Below are 19,323 nucleotides of genomic sequence, written 5' to 3'. Positions count from 1 at the left end.
GACTTGATAAAAAAACTGATAATGTTAGGCTTGTTAGTAATAAGTTTTCATATTAGCCAGGTTTGGGCGGATGCGGCTGCACAATTGCAAATGCGCCTAAATAAAATAAATAGTTTTCATGCTAATTTTGCGCAAAAGGTAACCAGTGTTGATGGTGATTTAATACAGCAAGGTGAAGGTCAACTCTGGATCAAGCGGCCAAATTTATTTAACTGGCATATGGTATCACCGGATGAAAGTTGGTTAGTTTCTGATGGCACCAATCTTTGGTTCTACAATCCTTTTGTTGAGCAGGTTACGGTAACTTTATTGAGTGAGGCAACGACCGATACGCCGTTTATGTTGATCACCCGTAACGATCCGCAGGACTGGAAACGTTATCACATCAGCCAAAATGGTGATGATTTCCTGTTAACTGCGACAAAAAATAAGGGAAATCTGAAACATTTTTCCATTACTGTCCAGCCTGATGGTACTATTCAACAGTTTACTGCGGTAGAGCAAGATGGCCAGATGAGTTCATATCAACTCAAGGGTCAGCAAAATAGTCATGTTGATGACGATAAATTTAAATTTGTGCCGCCACAAGGTGTAACCCTTGATGATCAGAGATCAAGGAGGTGAGGTGAGTAATTTGCCACTTGATTTTTCATCGAATGAATTTCAACCATTGGCCGCAAAAATGCGGCCAATCAACTTAGAGCAATATATTGGTCAGCAACATTTATTAGCTAAAGAAAAACCTCTGGCACGTGCTATTCGTGCCGGTCAACTGCATTCCATGATTTTGTGGGGGCCACCTGGTACCGGTAAAACGACACTGGCTGAAATTATTGGTCACTATGCGGACGCAGCGATTGAAAAGATTTCAGCAGTAACATCAGGTATCAAAGAGATCCGTCAGTCGATTGAAATCGCTCGTCAAAATCGCCAATTAGGGCGCAGAACGATTTTATTTGTTGATGAAGTTCATCGTTTCAATAAGAGTCAACAAGATGCCTTTTTACCTCATATAGAAGATGGTACGGTAACTTTTATTGGTGCCACGACAGAGAACCCTTCTTTTGAACTCAACTCAGCCTTACTTTCACGTGCTCGTGTTTATCTGTTGAAATCATTGGCGAATGAAGAAATTGCCATGGTTTTACAGCAGGCCATGGCGGATAGTCAACGTGGTTATGGTGGCCAGAAAATTATTTTACCCGATGATACCCGTGACATGATCGCTCAGTTAGTCAATGGTGATGCCAGACGAGCATTAAATTTACTGGAAATGATGGTCGATATGGCTGAAATCGATGATAAAGATCAGCGAATATTAGCCGTAAATTTACTCAAGGAAGTAAGTGGTGAAAGAAGTGCGCGTTTTGATAACAAAGGTGATCGTTATTATGATCTAATTTCAGCCTTACATAAATCGGTCCGTGGCTCTGCCCCAGATGCGGCGCTGTATTGGTATGCCCGAATTATCACTGCTGGTGGCGATCCGTTATATGTTGCTCGTCGCTTGCTGGCCATTGCCTCTGAAGATATCGGTAATGCCGACCCAAGGGCGATGCAAGTTGCGATAGCAGCGTGGGATTGTTTTACGCGTGTTGGGCCAGCAGAAGGCGAGCGTGCCATTGCCCAAGCAATTGTCTATTTAGCTTGTGCCGCTAAAAGTAATGCGGTCTATAATGCTTTCCAGGCCGCCATAAATGACGCCCAACAGAAGCCAGATTACGATGTCCCTAGCCATTTACGCAATGCACCGACTAAGTTAATGAAAGAGATGGGCTTAGGGCAAGAATATCGCTATGCTCACGATGAACCTAATGCTTATGCGGCTGGTGAAAATTACTTTCCAGCACAGATGCAAGGAACACGTTATTATTCTCCATCAAATCGTGGGTTAGAAGGCAAAATTGGCGAAAAATTATCCTGGCTGGCAGAATTGGATCAAAATAGCTCAATAAAACGCTATCGTTAAAAATCTCAATGGAGTAAGGTAGCCAAATCAGACTAAGAAACTATTAACCATCAGAGAATACTGACAGGTTGTTTTTATTTTTAAACAATAATAATTTTACAGGTTAAGCATGCTCGATCCAAATTTACTGCGTAATGAGCTAGACGTAGTTGCTGAAAAACTGGCTCGTAGGGGATTTATTCTTGATGTAGATAAGTTGCGTAAACTAGAGCAAGAACGCAAAGATTTACAAATTAAAACGGAAACCTTGCAGGCAGAACGAAACTCCCGCTCGAAAACTATCGGTGCAGCAAAAGCACGTGGTGAAGATGTTGACGATTTACGTAAGGAAGTTAACCAGTTGGCTGAAGAGCTGGATAACACTAAAAATAAGCTAACGCAAATCCAAGATCAGATCCGCAATATTGCCTTAACGTTACCCAATTTACCCGATGAAAGTGTACCAGACGGTAAAGATGAAACCGATAATGTTGAAATAAGCCGTTGGGGTGAACCGCGCCAGTATGATTTTGCCATCAAAGATCATGTGGCATTAGGTGAATTAACTGATGGACTGGATTTCCCCGCTGCGGTAAAAATTACCGGTTCCCGTTTTGTGGTCATGAAAGGCCAGATTGCACGTTTACATCGGGCGTTGGCACAATTCATGTTGGATTTACATACCGAACAACATGGTTATACAGAAACTTATGTTCCCTATCTAGTTAATCATGCCACCCTTTATGGTACTGGTCAGTTACCTAAATTTAGCGAAGATCTTTTTCATACTAAACCGCTGGCAGAGCAAGCATCAAATCAACAATATGCGTTGATCCCAACTGCTGAAGTGCCAGTAACTAATTTAGTCCGCGATGAGATTATAGCGGCGGAAAGGTTGCCGATCCGCCTGACAGCGCATACTCCCTGTTTTCGTTCTGAAGCGGGCTCTTATGGCCGCGATACCCGTGGTCTGATCCGGATGCACCAATTTGATAAAGTTGAGTTAGTACAGATAGTAGAGCCAGACAAATCGATGGCGGCACTGGAAGAATTAACCGACCATGCAGAAAAAGTATTGCAACTACTAAAATTACCATATCGTAAAATTATTTTGTGCACGGGCGATATGGGATTTGCCGCTTGTAAAACCTATGATTTGGAAGTATGGCTGCCGGCACAAAATACTTATCGCGAAATCTCTTCTTGCTCAAATACCTGGGATTTTCAGGCGCGTCGTATGCAAGCACGTTTCCGTCATAAAGAGGATAAAAAACCGCAGTTGCTGCATACCTTAAATGGCTCAGGTTTGGCGGTTGGTCGTACTTTGGTTGCCGTTATGGAAAATTATCAGCAAGCTGATGGACGAATCGAAGTGCCTGAAGTTTTGCGACCATATATGAAGGATTTAGCCTATATTGGTTAATGCAATGGTAAGATATTTTTGCAATAGCACAGACCATGAGGCACTGTTGCAACAGTGCCCTAAAACGTCACATAATCGATGGCTGGAAATAGGTAAACCTGACTCCTTAACGGATAACTCTAAAACGTCACATAATCGATGGCTGGAGCAAACGGATTAATTTAGGCAATAGATAATCCGTCCAAGGCGAAAAATAAATTGTTTAAAGCGGCTCAAGGTTGCATGCTAAATAATACTTAGCACTTCCCTTGATTGTATTAATTATAGTGATAACGACATGAAGCTATCTCTAAGCTCTTATCTGTTAACCGGTAAATTAAACGGTGTTCCTCAGTTATTCTGCGCGACCAAAAACCGGTTAAATTATGTTTTAAAGGCTCGGGCTTACCGATACCAGAAAAAAGTTCTCTTTTAATATCTTTAATTAATTCATTAATACGTTTAATTACCTTTTTATCTATCTGCTGCCAATAAAGGTAATCGTTCCAAGATTGTTCGGTAAAAATTAATTTCATTCCTGAATATCTCTTTCAATTCCTTTACCGGCATTGAGTTCATCAATTGAATCCAATAGATGACGAGCATTAGCTGGCGAGCGCAGCAGGTAGGCCGTCTCTTCTAAAGATTGGTATTCATCATGTGATAACAAAACGCAAGGGATCCCTTTTTGTCTAGTGATTAAAATTGGGATCCGATCATCTATCGCTTCATTCATGATAGAGGTTAAGTTTTGTCTTGCATCGGTATAATTGACTGTTTTCATTATGACTCCTTGATTGCTACGTCAGAACTAATCATTGAACAATAATAAACCAATAGTCAACATGAGTACAGATATATGTACTTATGTTGCAATGCCAATTTTTCAAAAGCATAGGCTGCAAATTGCAACTCATAATTCATTGATATTTTTAACAAACTTTTCAATAGTGCCACAATTTATTGCTTTTATGACTCAAGTAAATGTCCCAGGCCATCGGCACCCGGGCTTTAAAAGCTGTTCAATTTGGACGCAAGCGCAGTATTGATTGGGGAAAAATTCGTCAACTGTGTTCTTAGGGAATGGGAGTAACGGCGATTGCCCGCCAATTAAAAGTGCATGGATCACGGATTATAAGATGATGATTAATTAACCTGTAAGATTGAAGTAGCCTGTAATCTGTAATATAAATTTTGGTAATATTTTTATATTTAAAATAATAAATTTTATCATGGTCTGGACTAAGCCGGAAATTTCACCAGTTCCGGCTTAGACTGCCAATTAAGTATTACTGTTACTGGAGTTTTATGATTTTCAGTAACAGCAATGCAGATTATCGTTATTCTGGTTTAAAACCTGGTTTACCGTTTTTAGCGCGCCAATCTTTTATTTCTTTTATGATATTATTTACGCTTCCATCATTATTATTTTCTAGGTAATAAATTAAATCTGATCCACTTGGATGTTCTGAAACGCTAATGAAATTTTCCAAGTAATCATCTTGGGTTTTTTCATCTCCTTCACAATTAATTATCGCTTCTACAACTTTTTTGAATTCAGCTTCGGTGTAATCACTAATATTGTTTTTTAGTTTCACTATTATGTTCCTCTATGAATTTCGATATGTTTCTTTGGAGTGGTTACACTAAGATTATCTATATCGTATATTTTACCACCATTACTAATGCATATATTATGATGAAGTTCAAATGAGCGTCGGCCTCCAATAGTATTTTTATTTTTAGCTCGAGGAGCTAAACCTTGACTCATTCTGGTTTTATTGGCTGGAATAAATTGTTTACTAATTTCAGGATCTTTAGCCACTTCTTGCCAAAAAGCCTGACGGAATTGATCGAAACTGGCAAATTTTTTCCCTCTTAACTTATCAGCAATCTGACGGGGTATTGGAGCACCAAGTTCTACTCCTGCTTTATTTAACCAATTACCCGTTACCTCCTACCCATTTCCTGCTATAAATATCTCCAAGATCTAACACTACTTACTTTACTCTGCTTTGTGAAATGCCACTTCAGCCTCAATTGTATATAAATTATTTAAATGAAATTAAATTTCTCCAATGTTTCCTTAACCTCTCTCTTTAATCCATCGGAATCTAACTCACTTTCTCTTCTATCAGGATCGGGATCATAACAATCAGCTAAAATAAAAACACTAGAGCAACATTCCGATAATTTATCTGGGTCTTTTTTTGAAATGCCAGAATCTCTTTCTTTTTTCCATTGTTCCATATATTTATCAACAAAATCATCTTCGCTAATTTTAGATTCAATAAAATGTATAGCTAAAGAGATTAGTTTCATACTCATTGCAAAACCCCTTTTTCAATATAATTATTAAATTGTGGCTCACCAACTGAAAGTTTCCATCCAGACACAAATAACCCATCTTTGTCAAGGATTACAACATTATGAGTTCTTTGATTAAAATACTTTTGAATTTTTCTCTCTTGGATAAGTGCCTTTTTCTATTGTATCTTTGTCATTTAAATGGGCTGCAATTGCGTCACGATATTTAGTTAAGGTTTCGCTATTCTTTTGGGTATCATTAATACCAAAATCACTTGCATGCTTAAATTTTTTATCTAATTGTTTTCGTGTAAATGGGAAGACATCTAATGGAGAATTAAACATCACATAAAGGGGTTGATAACCGTTTTCAAGGGGAGGCACGTTTACCGGTGTTTCGATATCAGGCGGAATGAGGTTGGGGTAGACCCGGACAATAGGTGTTATAATCGGTTCGTTATTGCCAGTATTAAGGATAATAATTTGCTGTTGTTCAGGGTGCAGTAAATGCCCTAGGCCATCGGCACCCGGTGCTTTTAGCGGACTGATTAAAACTGTTCTGCCTTGTTTACCGTCTTTATCTGGTAGGGTAATGCCATAAAGTCCAGTTACCGGGTCGATTACACTTTCAACTACCCAGACCGGTTCTGCTTTACCACTAGGGGTTAATTCTGTTTCCCAGTGTCCAGGTTTATAAGTCTCCATTTTGCCGGTAAAAGTATTCCATTCATATAACTGGCCGCCTTTCGCATCCATCCAACGCGGTTTTTGGTTTATGCCATCTGCTGCCGGCGTTTTTGCCTGACTTACCTGTAAACCTAAATAATCTGCCAGTAATTTAGTTGCAGGTGCCGGATAATAATGATTATTGACGTTTTTAAGGTTTTGCTCAGAGACAAAAAGACGTTTGATTTCCGCTTCAACTTTACCTGCTGCGGCTTTTTTATTTTCTTCCGCCGTTTTGCGGCTCGCCATTAGAGGCTGCAATTTTTTCTGCTGTTGGGCTATTTTTTTATCTGCGTCAAGTAAACGATGACCTAATGTTTCATAAAGCGCCGCGACTAATATAGGTGCCAAACCCGGGATTGTTTTTTGCTGAGATTCTTTTTTTAGTGCTTCAAGGATATAGGCTTTTATTCCTTGTTGTTGTAAAACCTTAATCAATGACATATCCCTGACAGCAATTTCTCTATCTGTCATTTTTCGTTGTTCAACCGTTTGCTGATATATCAATGGATATTTTGCTGGGTTAGAGAGAGCTAACCCTTCTGGCGTTGTCTATAAGCTATTTAAAACTAATAATTCAGCTTGATATTGCTTATCAATCGCCGCAAAGGATTTGTTGGCGCTATCTAATTGTTGTGCTGCTTGGTCAACCATGCTCTGAGTTTTTGAGCCATAGGTTATATAAACCGGCTCCATTTTTGCCGCTTCAGGATAAACCAAAATAACATCCTGGAATTCAGTTGTTACGGATAGCGGGATTGGCGCATACTGCGACGAGGTTGGGTTATTACGGACGGTGACTGGCACAGAAGGCAGCTTGGGTATTAAGGGGGGCTGCCCTGTTAGCAACAACTCTTTTGCGGGGGCCGTGACAACATTAATAGTAGAGGTTTGATGACTATTTTTAGGTAGTGAGTGGATATATAATCCGGTTTTAGCATCCTGTACGGCATTAATGACTTTAACCGGTCTGATTTCATCAGTCTTAACCACCATGACGTTAATTTTATCATCTGTTACCACAAGTTTGCCTCTTATTGGCATGGCAATTTGACCTGATGTATTCGCCGCTTGTTGCAACGCTTGCTTGTTGGTTAGTCCCATGGTTTTTGCAGGCACTGACAATGAAAGAAATTGCTCAAGGGTTCGACCTTGAGCTAAATCACTACCTTCGCCGGCTTTGGGTGAATAAAAAATTGAGGCAATGACAAAACCTTTAGAAATGGCCTTTAAGGCAACCTCAGCAGCCATGCTTGTTAATGCATTCACAGCCTGGTTAAGTTGAGTAATTAAGGAAACTCCGGTGCTGTTGTTAAATACCAGGCTCCCGACACCAGATGAAGAGAACACTGGCGCCATTTGTCCCGCTGGCGTTACTGCACCGCCAATAATAGCGAGTGAGTTAGCTTTTTTTAGCAGGCTGCGAGCATGCTGCTCATTGATTAATATCTTAACTAAATCATCATTTATGGCGGCTGATGTTGATCTTTCAGCCTGTTTTTTGCTAGCAAGAATTGCCTGCTGGAGCGAATCAGATGCATAACTACTTTCTCTGCTAGAAAGCCATTCAGGTTGTTTATTCGCTATTACCGTTATTATATTGGGGTCATTGCTGTCACGTTTGTTTCTTATCTTTGGCTTGTCTTGTTGTTTCAACAGCGCTCTGGCTCTATCCCTATCTTTATTTATTAAATAATCAAGGCTACTACGGTTATCTATTTTTTCATCGTCAGGGGGTTTATTATTGTCAGTTTTTTCATCAGCAACGGTTTTGTCATCACTTTTTTTATCTTTTGCAACATAATAATGATGGTTAAAATTATTATTCGATATCTTCATTTATTTATCTCAATAGTTCATCTAACTTATTAGTTTATATAAATAAAAAAGATACTTTATAACTCAATTTTATAAAATCAAACGACTTTATGTCACCGATGGCGATGAAAAAAAAGAAGATGAACGGCTTGGCTGATGTTAACGATATGTTGGAAAAACTCTTAAAAAATTTACGGTTAAATAGGGTAAAATTTTTTGTTAAATTCTCATGTGATAACCACTATCACAAAAACTTATTTTAAAAATTTGCCAAATCAAAATATTCTTAATAATAATTGGCTAAGTTTTTAACAGGTAAATTAACAGCATTAAACGCTGGTGTATAAGTCGAAGTTCTATCTTGTAATATATTTATTATTTTTTTTTAATTTTGTTAATTTAATTTGAATTACCTATCAAAAAAATTGATCGGATTCTGATTATTTTCCTCTAGAGTGCTAGCAATTCATTAATTTATTATGTTGAAAAACAGACAAAGCATCTTTTTTCATAAATGAATAAACAGATGTTAGTAAAAATGGTTAAGTTCTAATTAAGTCTATTGTTAAGTTGATCGTTAATTTGCTCTTTATCTGTGATGATAGCGAAAATAACTTTCCGTTAGTTGGGTAGAATGAGTTATTTGTTTAATAATGCTTTTGTAAATAAAAAAATATCCATTGAATATGTTTAATAAATGCGTTTTCCTGATTACTGAGTAAAAATAAGACTCAACAACGAAAGGAGGCAGTATGCAAACATCATTATTTAACAATACCCCCACTATAACAGTGCAAGATAATCGCGGTCAGACGGTCAGACAAATTCAATATCTCCGCCATCCGGATACGCCCGATAAGCGTGATGAATTTATTACCCGCTATCAATATAATGCATTGGGTTTTTTAGCGCACAGTATTGATCCACGGTTATATCAACAACAGCAAACCGATGATACTATTCAAGACAATTTTAGCTATCTAACCTCACTCAGTGGTGAAGTATTGTCGGTTGAGAGTGTGGATGCGGGAATGACAGTAACGATGAAGGATGTTGCTCAGCGTCCTTATTTCGCTGTCAATGCAACGGCGCACACCTGTTACTGGCAGTATGAAGATAAGGCTTCACTTGGGCGGTTGTTGGCGATTTCGGAACAGCCGGCAGGCGAAGCAGCGCAGATCACCGAACGTTTTGTCTGGGCGGGTAATAGCCAAACGGAGAAAGATTGGAATTTAGTCGGGGCCTGTGTTCGTCACTATGATACTGCCGGGCTTGAGCAAACGCATAGTCTCGCGCTAACCGGTACCATGTTATCGACTTCGCGTCGCTTATTACAAGATGAACTGGATGCTAACTGGCAGGGAGAAGATGAGTCCGCCTGGGATACACTGTTATCGCCGGCTGTTTATACTAATCACTATAGCGTTGATGCCAGCGGTGCGATATTGACCAGTACCGATGCGATGGGCAATATGCAGCGGCAGGCCTATGATGTTGCCGGTATGTTGATGGCCAGCTGGTTGACGCTAAAAGCCGGCAGTGAACAGGTGATTGTCAAGTCATTAACCTACGCCGCCAATGGGCAGAAATTACGCGAAGAGCATGGCAATGGAATAGTGACTTCATATATTTATGAACCCCAGACGCAGCGGTTAATCAATATAAAAACCGAACGTCCAGCTAGCCACCCGGCAGGGGCAAAAATATTACAAGATTTGCGTTATGAGTATGATCCGGTCGGCAATGTGCTACGCATTAGCAATGATGCTGAGGCAACGCGCTTCTGGCGTAATCAAAAAATTGTACCTGAAAATCACTATTACTATGATAGTCTCTACCGTCTGGTTCAAGCCACCGGGCGAGAAATGGCCAATATTGGTCAGCAAACACAGCAATTACCGCCAGCATCCCCTCTCGATAGCAATACCTATACCAATTATACTCGAAATTACACTTACGATTTTGGCGGTAATTTATCGCAAATACGCCATAGTGCGCCAGCAAGTAACAATAATTACACCGTTAATATTACCGTATCCAATCGCAGCAATCGGGCGGTGTTAAGTACATTAACTGAAGATCCCACCCAGGTAGACAGTCTGTTTACCGCAGGTGGGCAGCAACAGCAATTATTATCTGGGCAAGGGCTGACCTGGACGCCACGGGGGGAATTGTTAACAGTCACATTAGCAGGCCACAGTGATCAACCGGCGGACATTGAATGGTACCGTTACGATAGCAATAGTCAACGAGTAGTAAAAACCACCGATAGACAAAATGGCAATAGTAGCCAAACTCAGCAAGTAATTTATCTGGCCGGTGCTGAGCTGCGTACCAGCAGTAATGATAATACAGTGAAAGAATTGCTGGAGATCACGCTGATTGGTGAGGCCGGACGGGCTCAGGTACGGGCGCTGCATTGGGAAATGGGCAGGCCGGCGCAGATCATTAATGATCAGTTACGCTATAGTTATGATGACCAGCTAGGTAGTAGTCGGTTAGAGGTCGATGCGAATGGCCTGCTGATTAGTCAGGAAGAGTATTATCCCTATGGTGGCACCTCGGTATTGCTGGCTATCAGTCAATTAGAAGTCAATTATAAAACCATTCGTTATTCAGGCAAAGAACTGGATGCTAGTGGTCTCTACTATTACGGTTATCGCTATTACCAACCATGGGTGGGACGTTGGCTAAGTGCTGATCCAGCTGGAACCGTTGATGGATTGAACCTCTATCGCATGTGTAGAAATAACCCAGTTACCTTAGTGGATGAAAAAGGAATGGCGCCGTCAGCGTTGCAGAAAAATGTCGATAAAACGGTTAAGCACACGATAAAAACTATTGATAAGGCGCTAAATGTACTACAGAGTAATAATAATGCGGTTAATCAAGTAATGAGTACTTTTTTTGGTCATGCTTCTGACGAACTTAAAGAAACTTGGCGTCAGGATTTAACCGCAATTCAGAACCTGATGAAATCATTTGATGTTAATAAAAATATAATTGAACACGTTGGTCCTGAAAGTGATACAGATGTAATAGCACAAACAGCATATTTTTTTCCTGAGAAGAAAAAATTAAATTACAATAAAGCTATGTCTGCTGGCGAAAATCAAATTTCTAAGGCAAAAATTTTTAAAGAAGCATCTGATTTTTTTAAGAATGAGAAATATTAAGAGGTTTTTGAGAAAACATGGTTTAAATATCAAAATCGCGGAGCGGAGGATGTAGTAGAGATAACTTTGATTCACGAATTTTCCCATATAGTATTAGGTACTCTTGATATTGCTTATTCAAGTACAGGTGGCAGTGCTCATCAAAATATACATGCGCTTCAGATTTTAGCAACTGATAAAACTTTCAATAATACAAGTGCATTAGTTTATAGTTTTGACAAATTTATTAGCAGCAAGAGTAGTTTGAAGCATTTAAAATTTGAGGATTATTACGAGCTGCCATATAACAATGCAGATTCCTTTGCATATGCTACTCAATTATTAGCCTATTCAGCGTCTAAAAAAAGTAGCCGCCAAGAGCAATTTAAGTCCATGGTCAGTAACCGTTATTAAAAAATAAAATCTCAGGCCGCTTGGATAGTAATGGAGGAAAAACAGCAAACCAAAGCCGGTTGCTGAGTTTAATAAACTTAACCGAATTGATTAATAAGTAGCGTATTATATTTTAAATAGTGGATTTTTCTGTCAGTAACATCGGCAGAAAAGCCCACTTAATTCAAATCGATAAATTAACTAAAAGCCAGATAAACCATAGCAAAATTTAATAAACCACTTTATGGCCATAACCTTGCAGAATATGTTTTACCCGCTCCATGGTTTCGGTGGTTGGTGGTCTGATATCGGCTAGCTGGTACTCTTCACCCATCGCTAGCCATTTATGCTTGCCTAACTCATGGTAGGGTAGCAACTCTATCTTTTCAATATTGTGCATATCACGGGTAAATTGGCCTAATAGATGGGCGGATTGGTCATCATCTGACCAGCTGGGTACTACCACATAACGGATCCAGGTTTTCTGCCCACGTTTAGCCAGATAACGGGCAAATTCAAGCGTTCGGTGATTAGAAACACCAACCAGATTTTTATGAATACTGTCGTCTAGTTGTTTTAAATCTAGCATCACTAAATCGGTGACATCTAATAATTCATCAATCACCTTATCATAACGGCGGACAAAACCATTAGTATCAAGACAAGTATGAATGCCTTGTTGCTGACAGGCACGAAACCAATCACGGACAAATTCAGCCTGCAAAATGGCTTCACCGCCGGAAGCTGTCACGCCACCGCCCGAAGCATTCATAAAATGGCGATAACTAACCACTTCTTTCATCAATTCTTCGACGGTAATTTCCTTACCACCATGGGTATCCCAGGTGTCGCGGTTATGGCAGTACAGACAACGCATCAGGCATCCCTGAAAAAAAACGATAAAGCGAATCCCCGGCCCATCTACCGTACCACAAGATTCAAAAGAGTGAATTCGCCCAACTAGCGACATAACATCTCCAAAATTAATGGCAGTTAAAAAGCCCCATCTTAAGCGGGGCTTTTATCTACTGCTATTTTAGTTCAACGGCAAATTGTTACATAGTTGCCGTAAATGTACGGGTAATAACATCTTGCTGTTGTTCTTTGGTCAAAGAATTAAAACGCACCGCATAACCGGAAACACGAATCGTCAGTTGAGGATATTTTTCTGGATTTTCCATCGCATCTAAGAGCATTTCACGATTCATAACATTAACGTTTAGATGTTGACCACCTTCAATATTGGCCTCATGGTGGAAATAACCATCCATCAATCCTGCCAGATTGGTTTTACGTACCTCATCATCTTTACCCAATGCATTAGGCACAATTGAGAAAGTATAAGAGATACCATCTTTGGCGTAAGCGAACGGCAATTTGGCAACCGAAGTCAGCGAGGCTACTGCTCCTTTCTGATCACGGCCATGCATTGGGTTAGCGCCTGGGCCAAAAGGTGCACCAGCGCGACGACCATCAGGAGTATTACCGGTTTTTTTGCCGTAGACCACATTGGAGGTAATGGTCAGAATTGATTGAGTTGGCACCGCATTGCGGTAAGTGCGCAATTGCTGGATCTTTTTCATGAAGCGCTCAACTAAATCGCAAGCAATATCGTCGACACGGTTATCATTATTACCAAATTGTGGATATTCACCTTTAATTTTGAAATCAATGGCAATACCATCTTCATCACGAACCGGCGAAACTTTGGCATGTTTAATTGCTGATAGTGAGTCAGCAGCAACGGAAAGTCCCGCAATACCACACGCCATGGTACGATAAACATCACGATCATGCAGCGCCATCAAGGCGGCTTCATAGCTATATTTATCATGCATATAGTGAATGATATTCAAAGCGGTAACATATTGGGTAGCCAACCAATCCATGAAGTGATCCATTCTGTCCATCACGACATCAAAATTGAGCACATCATCGCTAATCGCTGGCATTTTAGGGCCAACTTGTAGCTTAGATTTTTCATCGATACCGCCGTTGATGGTATATAGCAACGTTTTGGCTAAGTTTGCACGCGCGCCAAAAAACTGCATCTGTTTACCGACGATCATCGGGCTGACACAGCAGGCAATAGCATAGTCATCATTATCAAAATCGGACCGCATCAAATCATCGTTTTCATTCTGAATCGAAGAAGTATCAATAGAAACTTTGGCGGCAAATTTTTTGAAATTCAGTGGCAGCTTCTCTGACCAAAGAATTGTCATATTGGGCTCAGGCGAAGGGCCCATAGTATATAGCGTATTGAGGAAACGATAAGTATTTTTCGTCACTAGGGTTCGTCCATCGACGCCCATACCGGCGAGTGACTCGGTTGCCCAAATAGGATCACCTGAGAATAACTCGTCATATTCAGGAGTACGCAGGAAACGCACCATACGCAGTTTCATGACTAAATGGTCGATCAGTTCTTGTGCTTGTTGCTCGGTTAAGTGACCGGCTTTTAGATCGCGTTCGATATAAATATCAAGGAAAGTAGAAACACGGCCAAAAGACATAGCGGCGCCATTTTGCGATTTAACCGCGGCTAAATAGGCAAAATAGGTCCATTGAACCGCTTCTTTCGCATTGGTTGCCGGACCTGAAATATCATAGCCATATTTTGCTGCCATCTCTTTCATTTGACCTAACGCGCGGTGTTGTTCGGCAATTTCTTCGCGTAATTGAATGGTCATTTCCAGCTCTTCACCTTGCTCTAGCTTACTTTGCAAAGAATTGAACTGTGCTAGCTTGTCATCACGCAAGAAATCAATACCGTAAAGCGCTACTCGACGATAATCACCAATTATCCGGCCCCGACCGTAGGCATCTGGCAGTCCGGTCAAAATACCTGATTTGCGGCATTTCATAATGTCTGGGGTATAAACATCGAATACCCCTTGATTGTGGGTCTTACGGTATTCGGTAAAGATTTTTTTCAGAGCCGGATCCAGTTCACGATTGTAGGCTTTACATGAGCCTTCAACCATTTTAATGCCGCCAAAGGGGATCAGCGCGCGCTTAAGTGGCGCGTCAGTTTGTAGACCGACAATCTGCTCTAACTCTTTTTCAATATAACCGGCATCATGGGAAGTAATGGTAGCGGCAACATCAGTATCAAAGTCTACAGGCGCATGGGTACGATTTTCGATCTTGATCCCTTGCATCACTTTTTCCCACAAGCTATCAGTCGCTTTGGTTGCACCTGCTAAAAATGATTCATCACCTTCATAAGGTGTATAGTTGGTTTGAATGAAATCACGTACATCAACGTCTTTTTGCCAGTTCCCCTGAGTAAATCCTTGCCATGCAGCAGAGAATTTTTCATTTAACTTGGACATCATATTTTTACCTTTATTTTTTAAATAATAAAATGCTGACAATCTGTACGCAATGGATCAATGTTGACAGCCATCGCGTAAATATATTAACCAATATGTCATACCGACTAACAAAGCGCCGCCGATGATATTACCAATAGTGACAGGTATAAGATTATCTGTAATAAAATTGGCCACAGTTAAATGAGAAAACTGGTTTTCATTTACTCCGGTCATCAGCCAGAAGTCCGGTGATGCAAAATTTTTGATCACGATGCCTAACGGGATCATAAACATGTTGGCAATGCTATGTTCAAAACCACTGGCAACAAACATGCCTATTGGTAAAATTAATACAAAAATTTTATCTAGCAAGCTACGGCCTGAATAACTCATCCAGACACCCAAGCAAACCATTAAATTGGCTAAAATACCTAAGCAAATGGCTTCGAGAAAAGTGTGATCAAGTTTATGGGTCGCCGTTTGTAAAACATTAAGCCCCCATTGGCCATTGGCCACCATATATTGTCCGGCAAACCAGATTAATGCAACGAAGAACAGGGCACCAATAAGGTTGCCAATATAAACATTAAACCAATTAATAAACATCTGTTTCCAGGAGACTTTACCGGTTGCTTTGGCCACAATGGTTAATACTGTAGAAGTGAAAAGATCAGCCCCACAGACAATCACCAGCATAAGTCCTAATGAAAAACACAGGTCACCTGCAAGTTTAGCCAGTCCGAAAGGAACGGTTGCAATGCCTGTGGTGACAGTAATATAAAAAACAAAAGCAATTGAAATAAAGATACCCGCCGTAATAGCAGATAAATAAGTAATTCGAGGATGCTTGTTAACTTTATATGCCCCGGTATTATCCGCAAGTTGCGCCATTGCAGCTGGTGATAATAAATTGGACAAGTTGTTAGCTTTCATAACCAACATGCTCTTATGAAGTTAAGGAATTATAGCGCCAACAATATTAACAAAGGGGACATCAAATAAATTTGATATAGATCATTATTATTTGGTTAACAAATAGCTATAAAACTAACAAATTATAATAACCATTTGATTTATATTGGAAAATTTTTTTTAATTTTTATAAAAAAATTTTATAAAAATAATTAAGCAATAAATAATCAGGTTAAATTATCGTTGAAATAGGGTTTTTGTCTAATAAAGATTAACCTGATATTTATTTTTTAGTAGTGATCCATTAACTAAAATGAGCTTGTTTAGCGGTTTGCAGTTTATGATAAACATTGAGTAACGCTTGATGAGTCGGTAGCGTTTTTAACTCAGAATCAATTGACCATAGGCCATAAAAACAATTTTCGCCAGCAATGGCACTTGATGCGGCAGTAACCGCTTGTTGGCCATACATTTTATTGAAAGCTTCATAGTATTGATCAGGCTGACGCTCAGCTTGTTGCGTTAATTGCAGTAATGTTTGTAGACAACGATAATAATTGGCTCGTTCAGCAGTAAATAGCGAAGAATTAAACTCTAGCGTCCATTCAACCCACAGCAGTGCTTGGGCAAAATCACCACCGGCTAGCGCTAGCATCGATTTTAATTCACCGATCCGCAGGTGACTCCAACCATTGCCGCTACCGACCGCAATGCCTAATAATTCACGGATGCGAGTAAAATCATCAAAACCTTCATCATCAAGCCGCGCTAACAATCGCAGATAGTCCTCTTTTGGCCATTGACTATCGGCTAGCGACATAATGGTATCGCGTAAATCTATCGCCATGGCGTTATTGGCTATATGCAGATCGTCAACGGAATAAATATCTGAGATCCCCGGCACAATTATACGGCAGACATAGACACCTAGATGTTGATAATCGGCAATATAAACTTCCGCCTTCATCTGATTGAAAATCGCCATCAACGTAGCAAATTCTTCGCTGGTCGTGCCTTTGAAGTTCCAATCGACAAAAGGATAATCGGCATCCTGCTTAAAGAGATCCCAACTAATTAAACCGCTGGAATCAATAAAATGGGTCTCTAGATTCGTATGCTCTGCAACTTCATCATCATCGAATGTTGGCATATTGAACACATCCAAATCTTTTAAACTGCGGCCTTGCAGTAATTCGGTGACTGTTCGTTCGAGGGCGATACCAAAATCAGGATGGGCACCAAAAGAAGCAAAACAAGTGCCATTATTGGGATTGAAAAGTACCACACAGATAACCGGGTATTTGCCACCGAGAGAAGCATCAAAACAGAAAATAAGAAAACCTTCTTCTGCTAATTTAGCGATTGCCTCAACAACGCCAGGATAGCGCTGCATAACAGGCTCAGGAATAACAGGCAAACTAATTCGCTCAGCAATAATACGATTTTTGATATGACGCTCAAAGATCTCTGACAAGGCCTGAACTCGCGCTTCATGTTGTGTATTACCGGCTGACATGCCATTCGATACATACAGATTACCAATAATATTCATCGGAATGTAAACAATTTGCTGATCAGATTGGCGGATAAAAGGTAATGAACAAATCCCGCGTTGTTTATTACTTGATTGTAAATCAATCAGCATGCTAGCAGACAGACTATTATCAGGATCGTAAAAAGTACGTAATTTTTCGTCCAAAATCCCATCAGGTAAATGATCGTCAGGCGTTAATGCAAACCACTTTTCATTGGGATAGTGGACAAACTTGCCACTAGCAATTTTAGCGCCCAGATAAAAATCAGCGAAAAAGTAGTTGGTGGCTAAACGTTCAAAATATTCGCCCAATGCAGAGGCTAAGGCCGCTTTTTTGCTGGCGCCTTTACCGTTAGTAAAACATAAAGGGCAGTCTTTATCGCGGATATGAACTGACCAAACATTCGGCACTGGGTTTAACCACGAAGCTTCTTCAATATGAAAACCGAGTTTTTTAAGTTGTTGTTGAAAAGTGTTAATAGAATCTTCTAATGCGGCATCTTTGCCAGGAATAAAAGTTTGGCTCATAAATTAGGTTACTTATTTGTGTTTAATAACTAAAAGGCAATAATACGGCATTTTTGTTTACTTCTCTATTCACTAAGCCACAGTAGTAAAATGCAATATTGAAATTAATAGCTGTTTTTGCTGGTAATCACAGAAATATATTTTGTAATTTATATAATTTTACAAAATTTTAAAATGGGATTTTATTATGAAGAAGTTAAATATTTCTTTATTAGCTGGCGCTATGTTGTTAACTAACAGTGCAGTTTCTGCCTTACCAAGCATTACGGTACTGGCGACGGGAGGTACCATTGCTGGTGACGGTGATTCAGCAACGCAATCCCAATATACAGCCGGTAAAGTTAGTATTAATGCATTAATTAATGCGGTACCTGAAATAAAGAAAATTGCCCATCTTAATGGTGAACAAATTGTTAATATGGGTTCACAAGATATGAATGATCAGGTATGGCTGACTTTGGCAAAGAAAATTAATGCTGATTGTGACAAAACAGCAGGTTTTATTATTACCCATGGCACTGATACACTGGAGGAAACCGCTTATTTTTTAGATTTAACCACTCATTGTCATAAACCTATTGTAATGGTTGGAGCGATGAAGCCGGCCACAGCATTAGGGACTGATGGGCCGTTAAATCTCTATAACGCGGTTATTGTTGCCACTGACAAAGAGGCAGGCAAACGAGGAGTTTTATTAGCCATGGACGATAAAGTGATTAGCGGTCGTAATGTGGTTAAAATGAATACCAACTTTGTTGAAGCATTCGAAGCGGTTAATGCGGGCCCGGAAGGTTTTATCTACAATGGCAAGGTGCACTATTTAGGCGCGGCGCAACCAAGAGCAGATAAGGCTATTTTTGATATTAGTCAGTTAGATAAATTACCTAAAGTTGGCATTGTTTATAATTATTCAAATGCATCGGCACTGCCAGCCAAGTCATTTATCTATCATGGCTATCAAGGCATTGTCAGTGCGGGGGTGGGTAACGGTAACATGTATAATAAGATTTTTACTGTTCTGGCTGATGCAGTAAAACAGGGAATAGGAGTGGTTCGCGCGAGTCGTGTGCCGACCGGTTTTATAACGCGTGATGCAGAAGTTGATGATAGTAAATATGGATTTGTCGCGGCTGAACGTTTGAATCCACAGAAGGCGCGGGTTTTACTCCAATTAGCCTTGACCCAAACCGATGATCCAATAAAAATTCAAGCGATGTTTGATAAGTATTAAGTCGTTATCTAAAGATGCTGTTTGCCGGCCAGATTTTTTATTTATGCAA

General features: G+C 39.9%; 16 protein-coding genes and 1 pseudogene. 6 read left to right on the top strand and 11 right to left on the bottom strand.

Annotation, left to right across the window (positions count from 1 at the left end):
* Positions 1-21 precede the first annotated feature (21 nt).
* From lolA to serS, 3 genes are all read left to right on the top strand, one after another.
* Positions 22-624 (top strand): outer membrane lipoprotein chaperone LolA, encoded by a 603-nt coding sequence (gene lolA, locus H1X92_RS15420; RefSeq protein ID WP_370520711.1) that lies wholly within the window; start codon positions 22-24, stop codon positions 622-624.
* A 1-nt stretch (position 625) separates the two neighbouring features.
* Positions 626-1,969 (top strand): replication-associated recombination protein A, encoded by a 1,344-nt coding sequence (locus H1X92_RS15415; protein WP_180560961.1) that lies wholly within the window; start codon positions 626-628, stop codon positions 1,967-1,969.
* A gap of 109 nt (positions 1,970-2,078) precedes the next feature.
* Positions 2,079-3,371: a serine--tRNA ligase gene (gene serS, locus H1X92_RS15410; RefSeq protein ID WP_180560960.1), complete on the top strand. Its 1,293-nt coding sequence runs from the start codon at positions 2,079-2,081 to the stop codon at positions 3,369-3,371.
* A 257-nt stretch (positions 3,372-3,628) separates the two neighbouring features.
* Here the strand turns inward: serS and H1X92_RS15405 are convergent, their stop codons facing one another.
* The 7 genes and pseudogenes from H1X92_RS15405 to H1X92_RS15370 all read right to left on the bottom strand — a co-directional run bounded on the left by H1X92_RS15405 (position 3,629) and on the right by H1X92_RS15370 (position 8,222).
* Positions 3,629-3,886 carry a Txe/YoeB family addiction module toxin gene (locus H1X92_RS15405; protein ID WP_180560959.1) on the bottom strand — a complete coding sequence of 86 codons (258 nt, stop codon included), beginning with the start codon at positions 3,884-3,886 and terminating at the stop codon, positions 3,629-3,631.
* Positions 3,883-4,134 carry a YoeB-YefM toxin-antitoxin system antitoxin YefM gene (gene yefM / locus H1X92_RS15400; RefSeq protein ID WP_180560958.1) on the bottom strand — a complete coding sequence of 84 codons (252 nt, stop codon included), beginning with the start codon at positions 4,132-4,134 and terminating at the stop codon, positions 3,883-3,885. Before yefM ends, H1X92_RS15405 begins: the two co-directional genes overlap by 4 nt.
* Before the next feature lie 556 nt (positions 4,135-4,690).
* Positions 4,691-4,948 carry a bacteriocin immunity protein gene (locus H1X92_RS15395; RefSeq protein ID WP_180560957.1) on the bottom strand — a complete coding sequence of 86 codons (258 nt, stop codon included), beginning with the start codon at positions 4,946-4,948 and terminating at the stop codon, positions 4,691-4,693.
* Positions 4,949-4,950: 2 nt separating this feature from the next.
* Positions 4,951-5,295: pseudogene (locus H1X92_RS15390) on the bottom strand (colicin); the annotation flags it as partial.
* 110 nt (positions 5,296-5,405) lie between these two features.
* On the bottom strand, positions 5,406-5,678 hold the full coding sequence (locus tag H1X92_RS15385) for a colicin immunity domain-containing protein (protein ID WP_180560955.1): 273 nt from the start codon (positions 5,676-5,678) through the stop codon (positions 5,406-5,408).
* 114 nt (positions 5,679-5,792) lie between these two features.
* Positions 5,793-6,890, bottom strand: a complete 1,098-nt coding sequence (locus H1X92_RS15380) for a colicin E3/pyocin S6 family cytotoxin (protein WP_310740110.1) — start codon at positions 6,888-6,890, stop codon at positions 5,793-5,795.
* 45 nt (positions 6,891-6,935) lie between these two features.
* Positions 6,936-8,222 (bottom strand): S-type pyocin domain-containing protein, encoded by a 1,287-nt coding sequence (locus tag H1X92_RS15370; protein ID WP_180560954.1) that lies wholly within the window; start codon positions 8,220-8,222, stop codon positions 6,936-6,938.
* A 731-nt stretch (positions 8,223-8,953) separates the two neighbouring features.
* Here H1X92_RS15370 and H1X92_RS15365 point away from each other — a divergent pair.
* Positions 8,954-11,377 carry an RHS repeat domain-containing protein gene (locus H1X92_RS15365; protein ID WP_180560953.1) on the top strand — a complete coding sequence of 808 codons (2,424 nt, stop codon included), beginning with the start codon at positions 8,954-8,956 and terminating at the stop codon, positions 11,375-11,377.
* 66 nt (positions 11,378-11,443) lie between these two features.
* Complete coding sequence (locus H1X92_RS15360; RefSeq protein ID WP_180560952.1) at positions 11,444-11,770, top strand: hypothetical protein; 327 nt, start codon at positions 11,444-11,446, stop codon at positions 11,768-11,770.
* A gap of 208 nt (positions 11,771-11,978) precedes the next feature.
* Here H1X92_RS15360 and pflA read toward each other — a convergent pair whose 3' ends face one another.
* The 4 genes from pflA to ycaO all read right to left on the bottom strand — a co-directional run bounded on the left by pflA (position 11,979) and on the right by ycaO (position 18,043).
* Positions 11,979-12,719, bottom strand: a complete 741-nt coding sequence (pflA, locus tag H1X92_RS15355; protein ID WP_180560951.1) for a pyruvate formate lyase 1-activating protein — start codon at positions 12,717-12,719, stop codon at positions 11,979-11,981.
* An 85-nt stretch (positions 12,720-12,804) separates the two neighbouring features.
* Positions 12,805-15,087 carry a formate C-acetyltransferase gene (gene pflB / locus H1X92_RS15350; protein ID WP_180561011.1) on the bottom strand — a complete coding sequence of 761 codons (2,283 nt, stop codon included), beginning with the start codon at positions 15,085-15,087 and terminating at the stop codon, positions 12,805-12,807.
* Positions 15,088-15,144: 57 nt separating this feature from the next.
* Positions 15,145-16,002 (bottom strand): formate transporter FocA, encoded by an 858-nt coding sequence (gene focA, locus H1X92_RS15345; protein WP_180560950.1) that lies wholly within the window; start codon positions 16,000-16,002, stop codon positions 15,145-15,147.
* 283 nt (positions 16,003-16,285) lie between these two features.
* A complete protein-coding gene (gene ycaO, locus H1X92_RS15340) occupies positions 16,286-18,043 on the bottom strand; it encodes a 30S ribosomal protein S12 methylthiotransferase accessory factor YcaO (RefSeq protein WP_180560949.1) in 1,758 nt (585 codons plus the stop codon).
* A gap of 187 nt (positions 18,044-18,230) precedes the next feature.
* On the opposite strand from ycaO, the gene ansB reads away from it, so the two are divergent.
* Entirely contained in the window at positions 18,231-19,274 is a 1,044-nt protein-coding gene (gene ansB, locus H1X92_RS15335; RefSeq protein ID WP_180560948.1) for an L-asparaginase 2, read from the top strand.
* Positions 19,275-19,323 lie beyond the last annotated feature (49 nt).

Origin of the sequence: Arsenophonus endosymbiont of Apis mellifera (assembly GCF_903968575.1) — a bacterium.
Taxonomy (GTDB): domain Bacteria; phylum Pseudomonadota; class Gammaproteobacteria; order Enterobacterales; family Enterobacteriaceae; genus Arsenophonus; species Arsenophonus apicola.
This window is presented reverse-complemented; position numbering and strand designations above follow the sequence as displayed.

Bases quoted from the DNA above. Each gene is read 5' to 3' on its own strand.
- serS (WP_180560960.1), top strand. From the start codon at position 2,079: ATGCTCGATCCAAATTTACTGCGTAATGAGCTAGACGTAGTTGCTGAA.
- ycaO (WP_180560949.1), bottom strand. From the start codon at position 18,043: ATGAGCCAAACTTTTATTCCTGGCAAAGATGCCGCATTAGAAGATTCT.
- lolA (WP_370520711.1), top strand. From the start codon at position 22: ATGTTAGGCTTGTTAGTAATAAGTTTTCATATTAGCCAGGTTTGGGCG.
- pflA (WP_180560951.1), bottom strand. From the start codon at position 12,719: ATGTCGCTAGTTGGGCGAATTCACTCTTTTGAATCTTGTGGTACGGTA.
- H1X92_RS15370 (WP_180560954.1), bottom strand. From the start codon at position 8,222: ATGAAGATATCGAATAATAATTTTAACCATCATTATTATGTTGCAAAA.
- yefM (WP_180560958.1), bottom strand. From the start codon at position 4,134: ATGAAAACAGTCAATTATACCGATGCAAGACAAAACTTAACCTCTATC.
- ansB (WP_180560948.1), top strand. From the start codon at position 18,231: ATGAAGAAGTTAAATATTTCTTTATTAGCTGGCGCTATGTTGTTAACT.
- H1X92_RS15405 (WP_180560959.1), bottom strand. From the start codon at position 3,886: ATGAAATTAATTTTTACCGAACAATCTTGGAACGATTACCTTTATTGG.
- focA (WP_180560950.1), bottom strand. From the start codon at position 16,002: ATGAAAGCTAACAACTTGTCCAATTTATTATCACCAGCTGCAATGGCG.
- H1X92_RS15385 (WP_180560955.1), bottom strand. From the start codon at position 5,678: ATGAGTATGAAACTAATCTCTTTAGCTATACATTTTATTGAATCTAAA.
- H1X92_RS15365 (WP_180560953.1), top strand. From the start codon at position 8,954: ATGCAAACATCATTATTTAACAATACCCCCACTATAACAGTGCAAGAT.
- pflB (WP_180561011.1), bottom strand. From the start codon at position 15,087: ATGTCCAAGTTAAATGAAAAATTCTCTGCTGCATGGCAAGGATTTACT.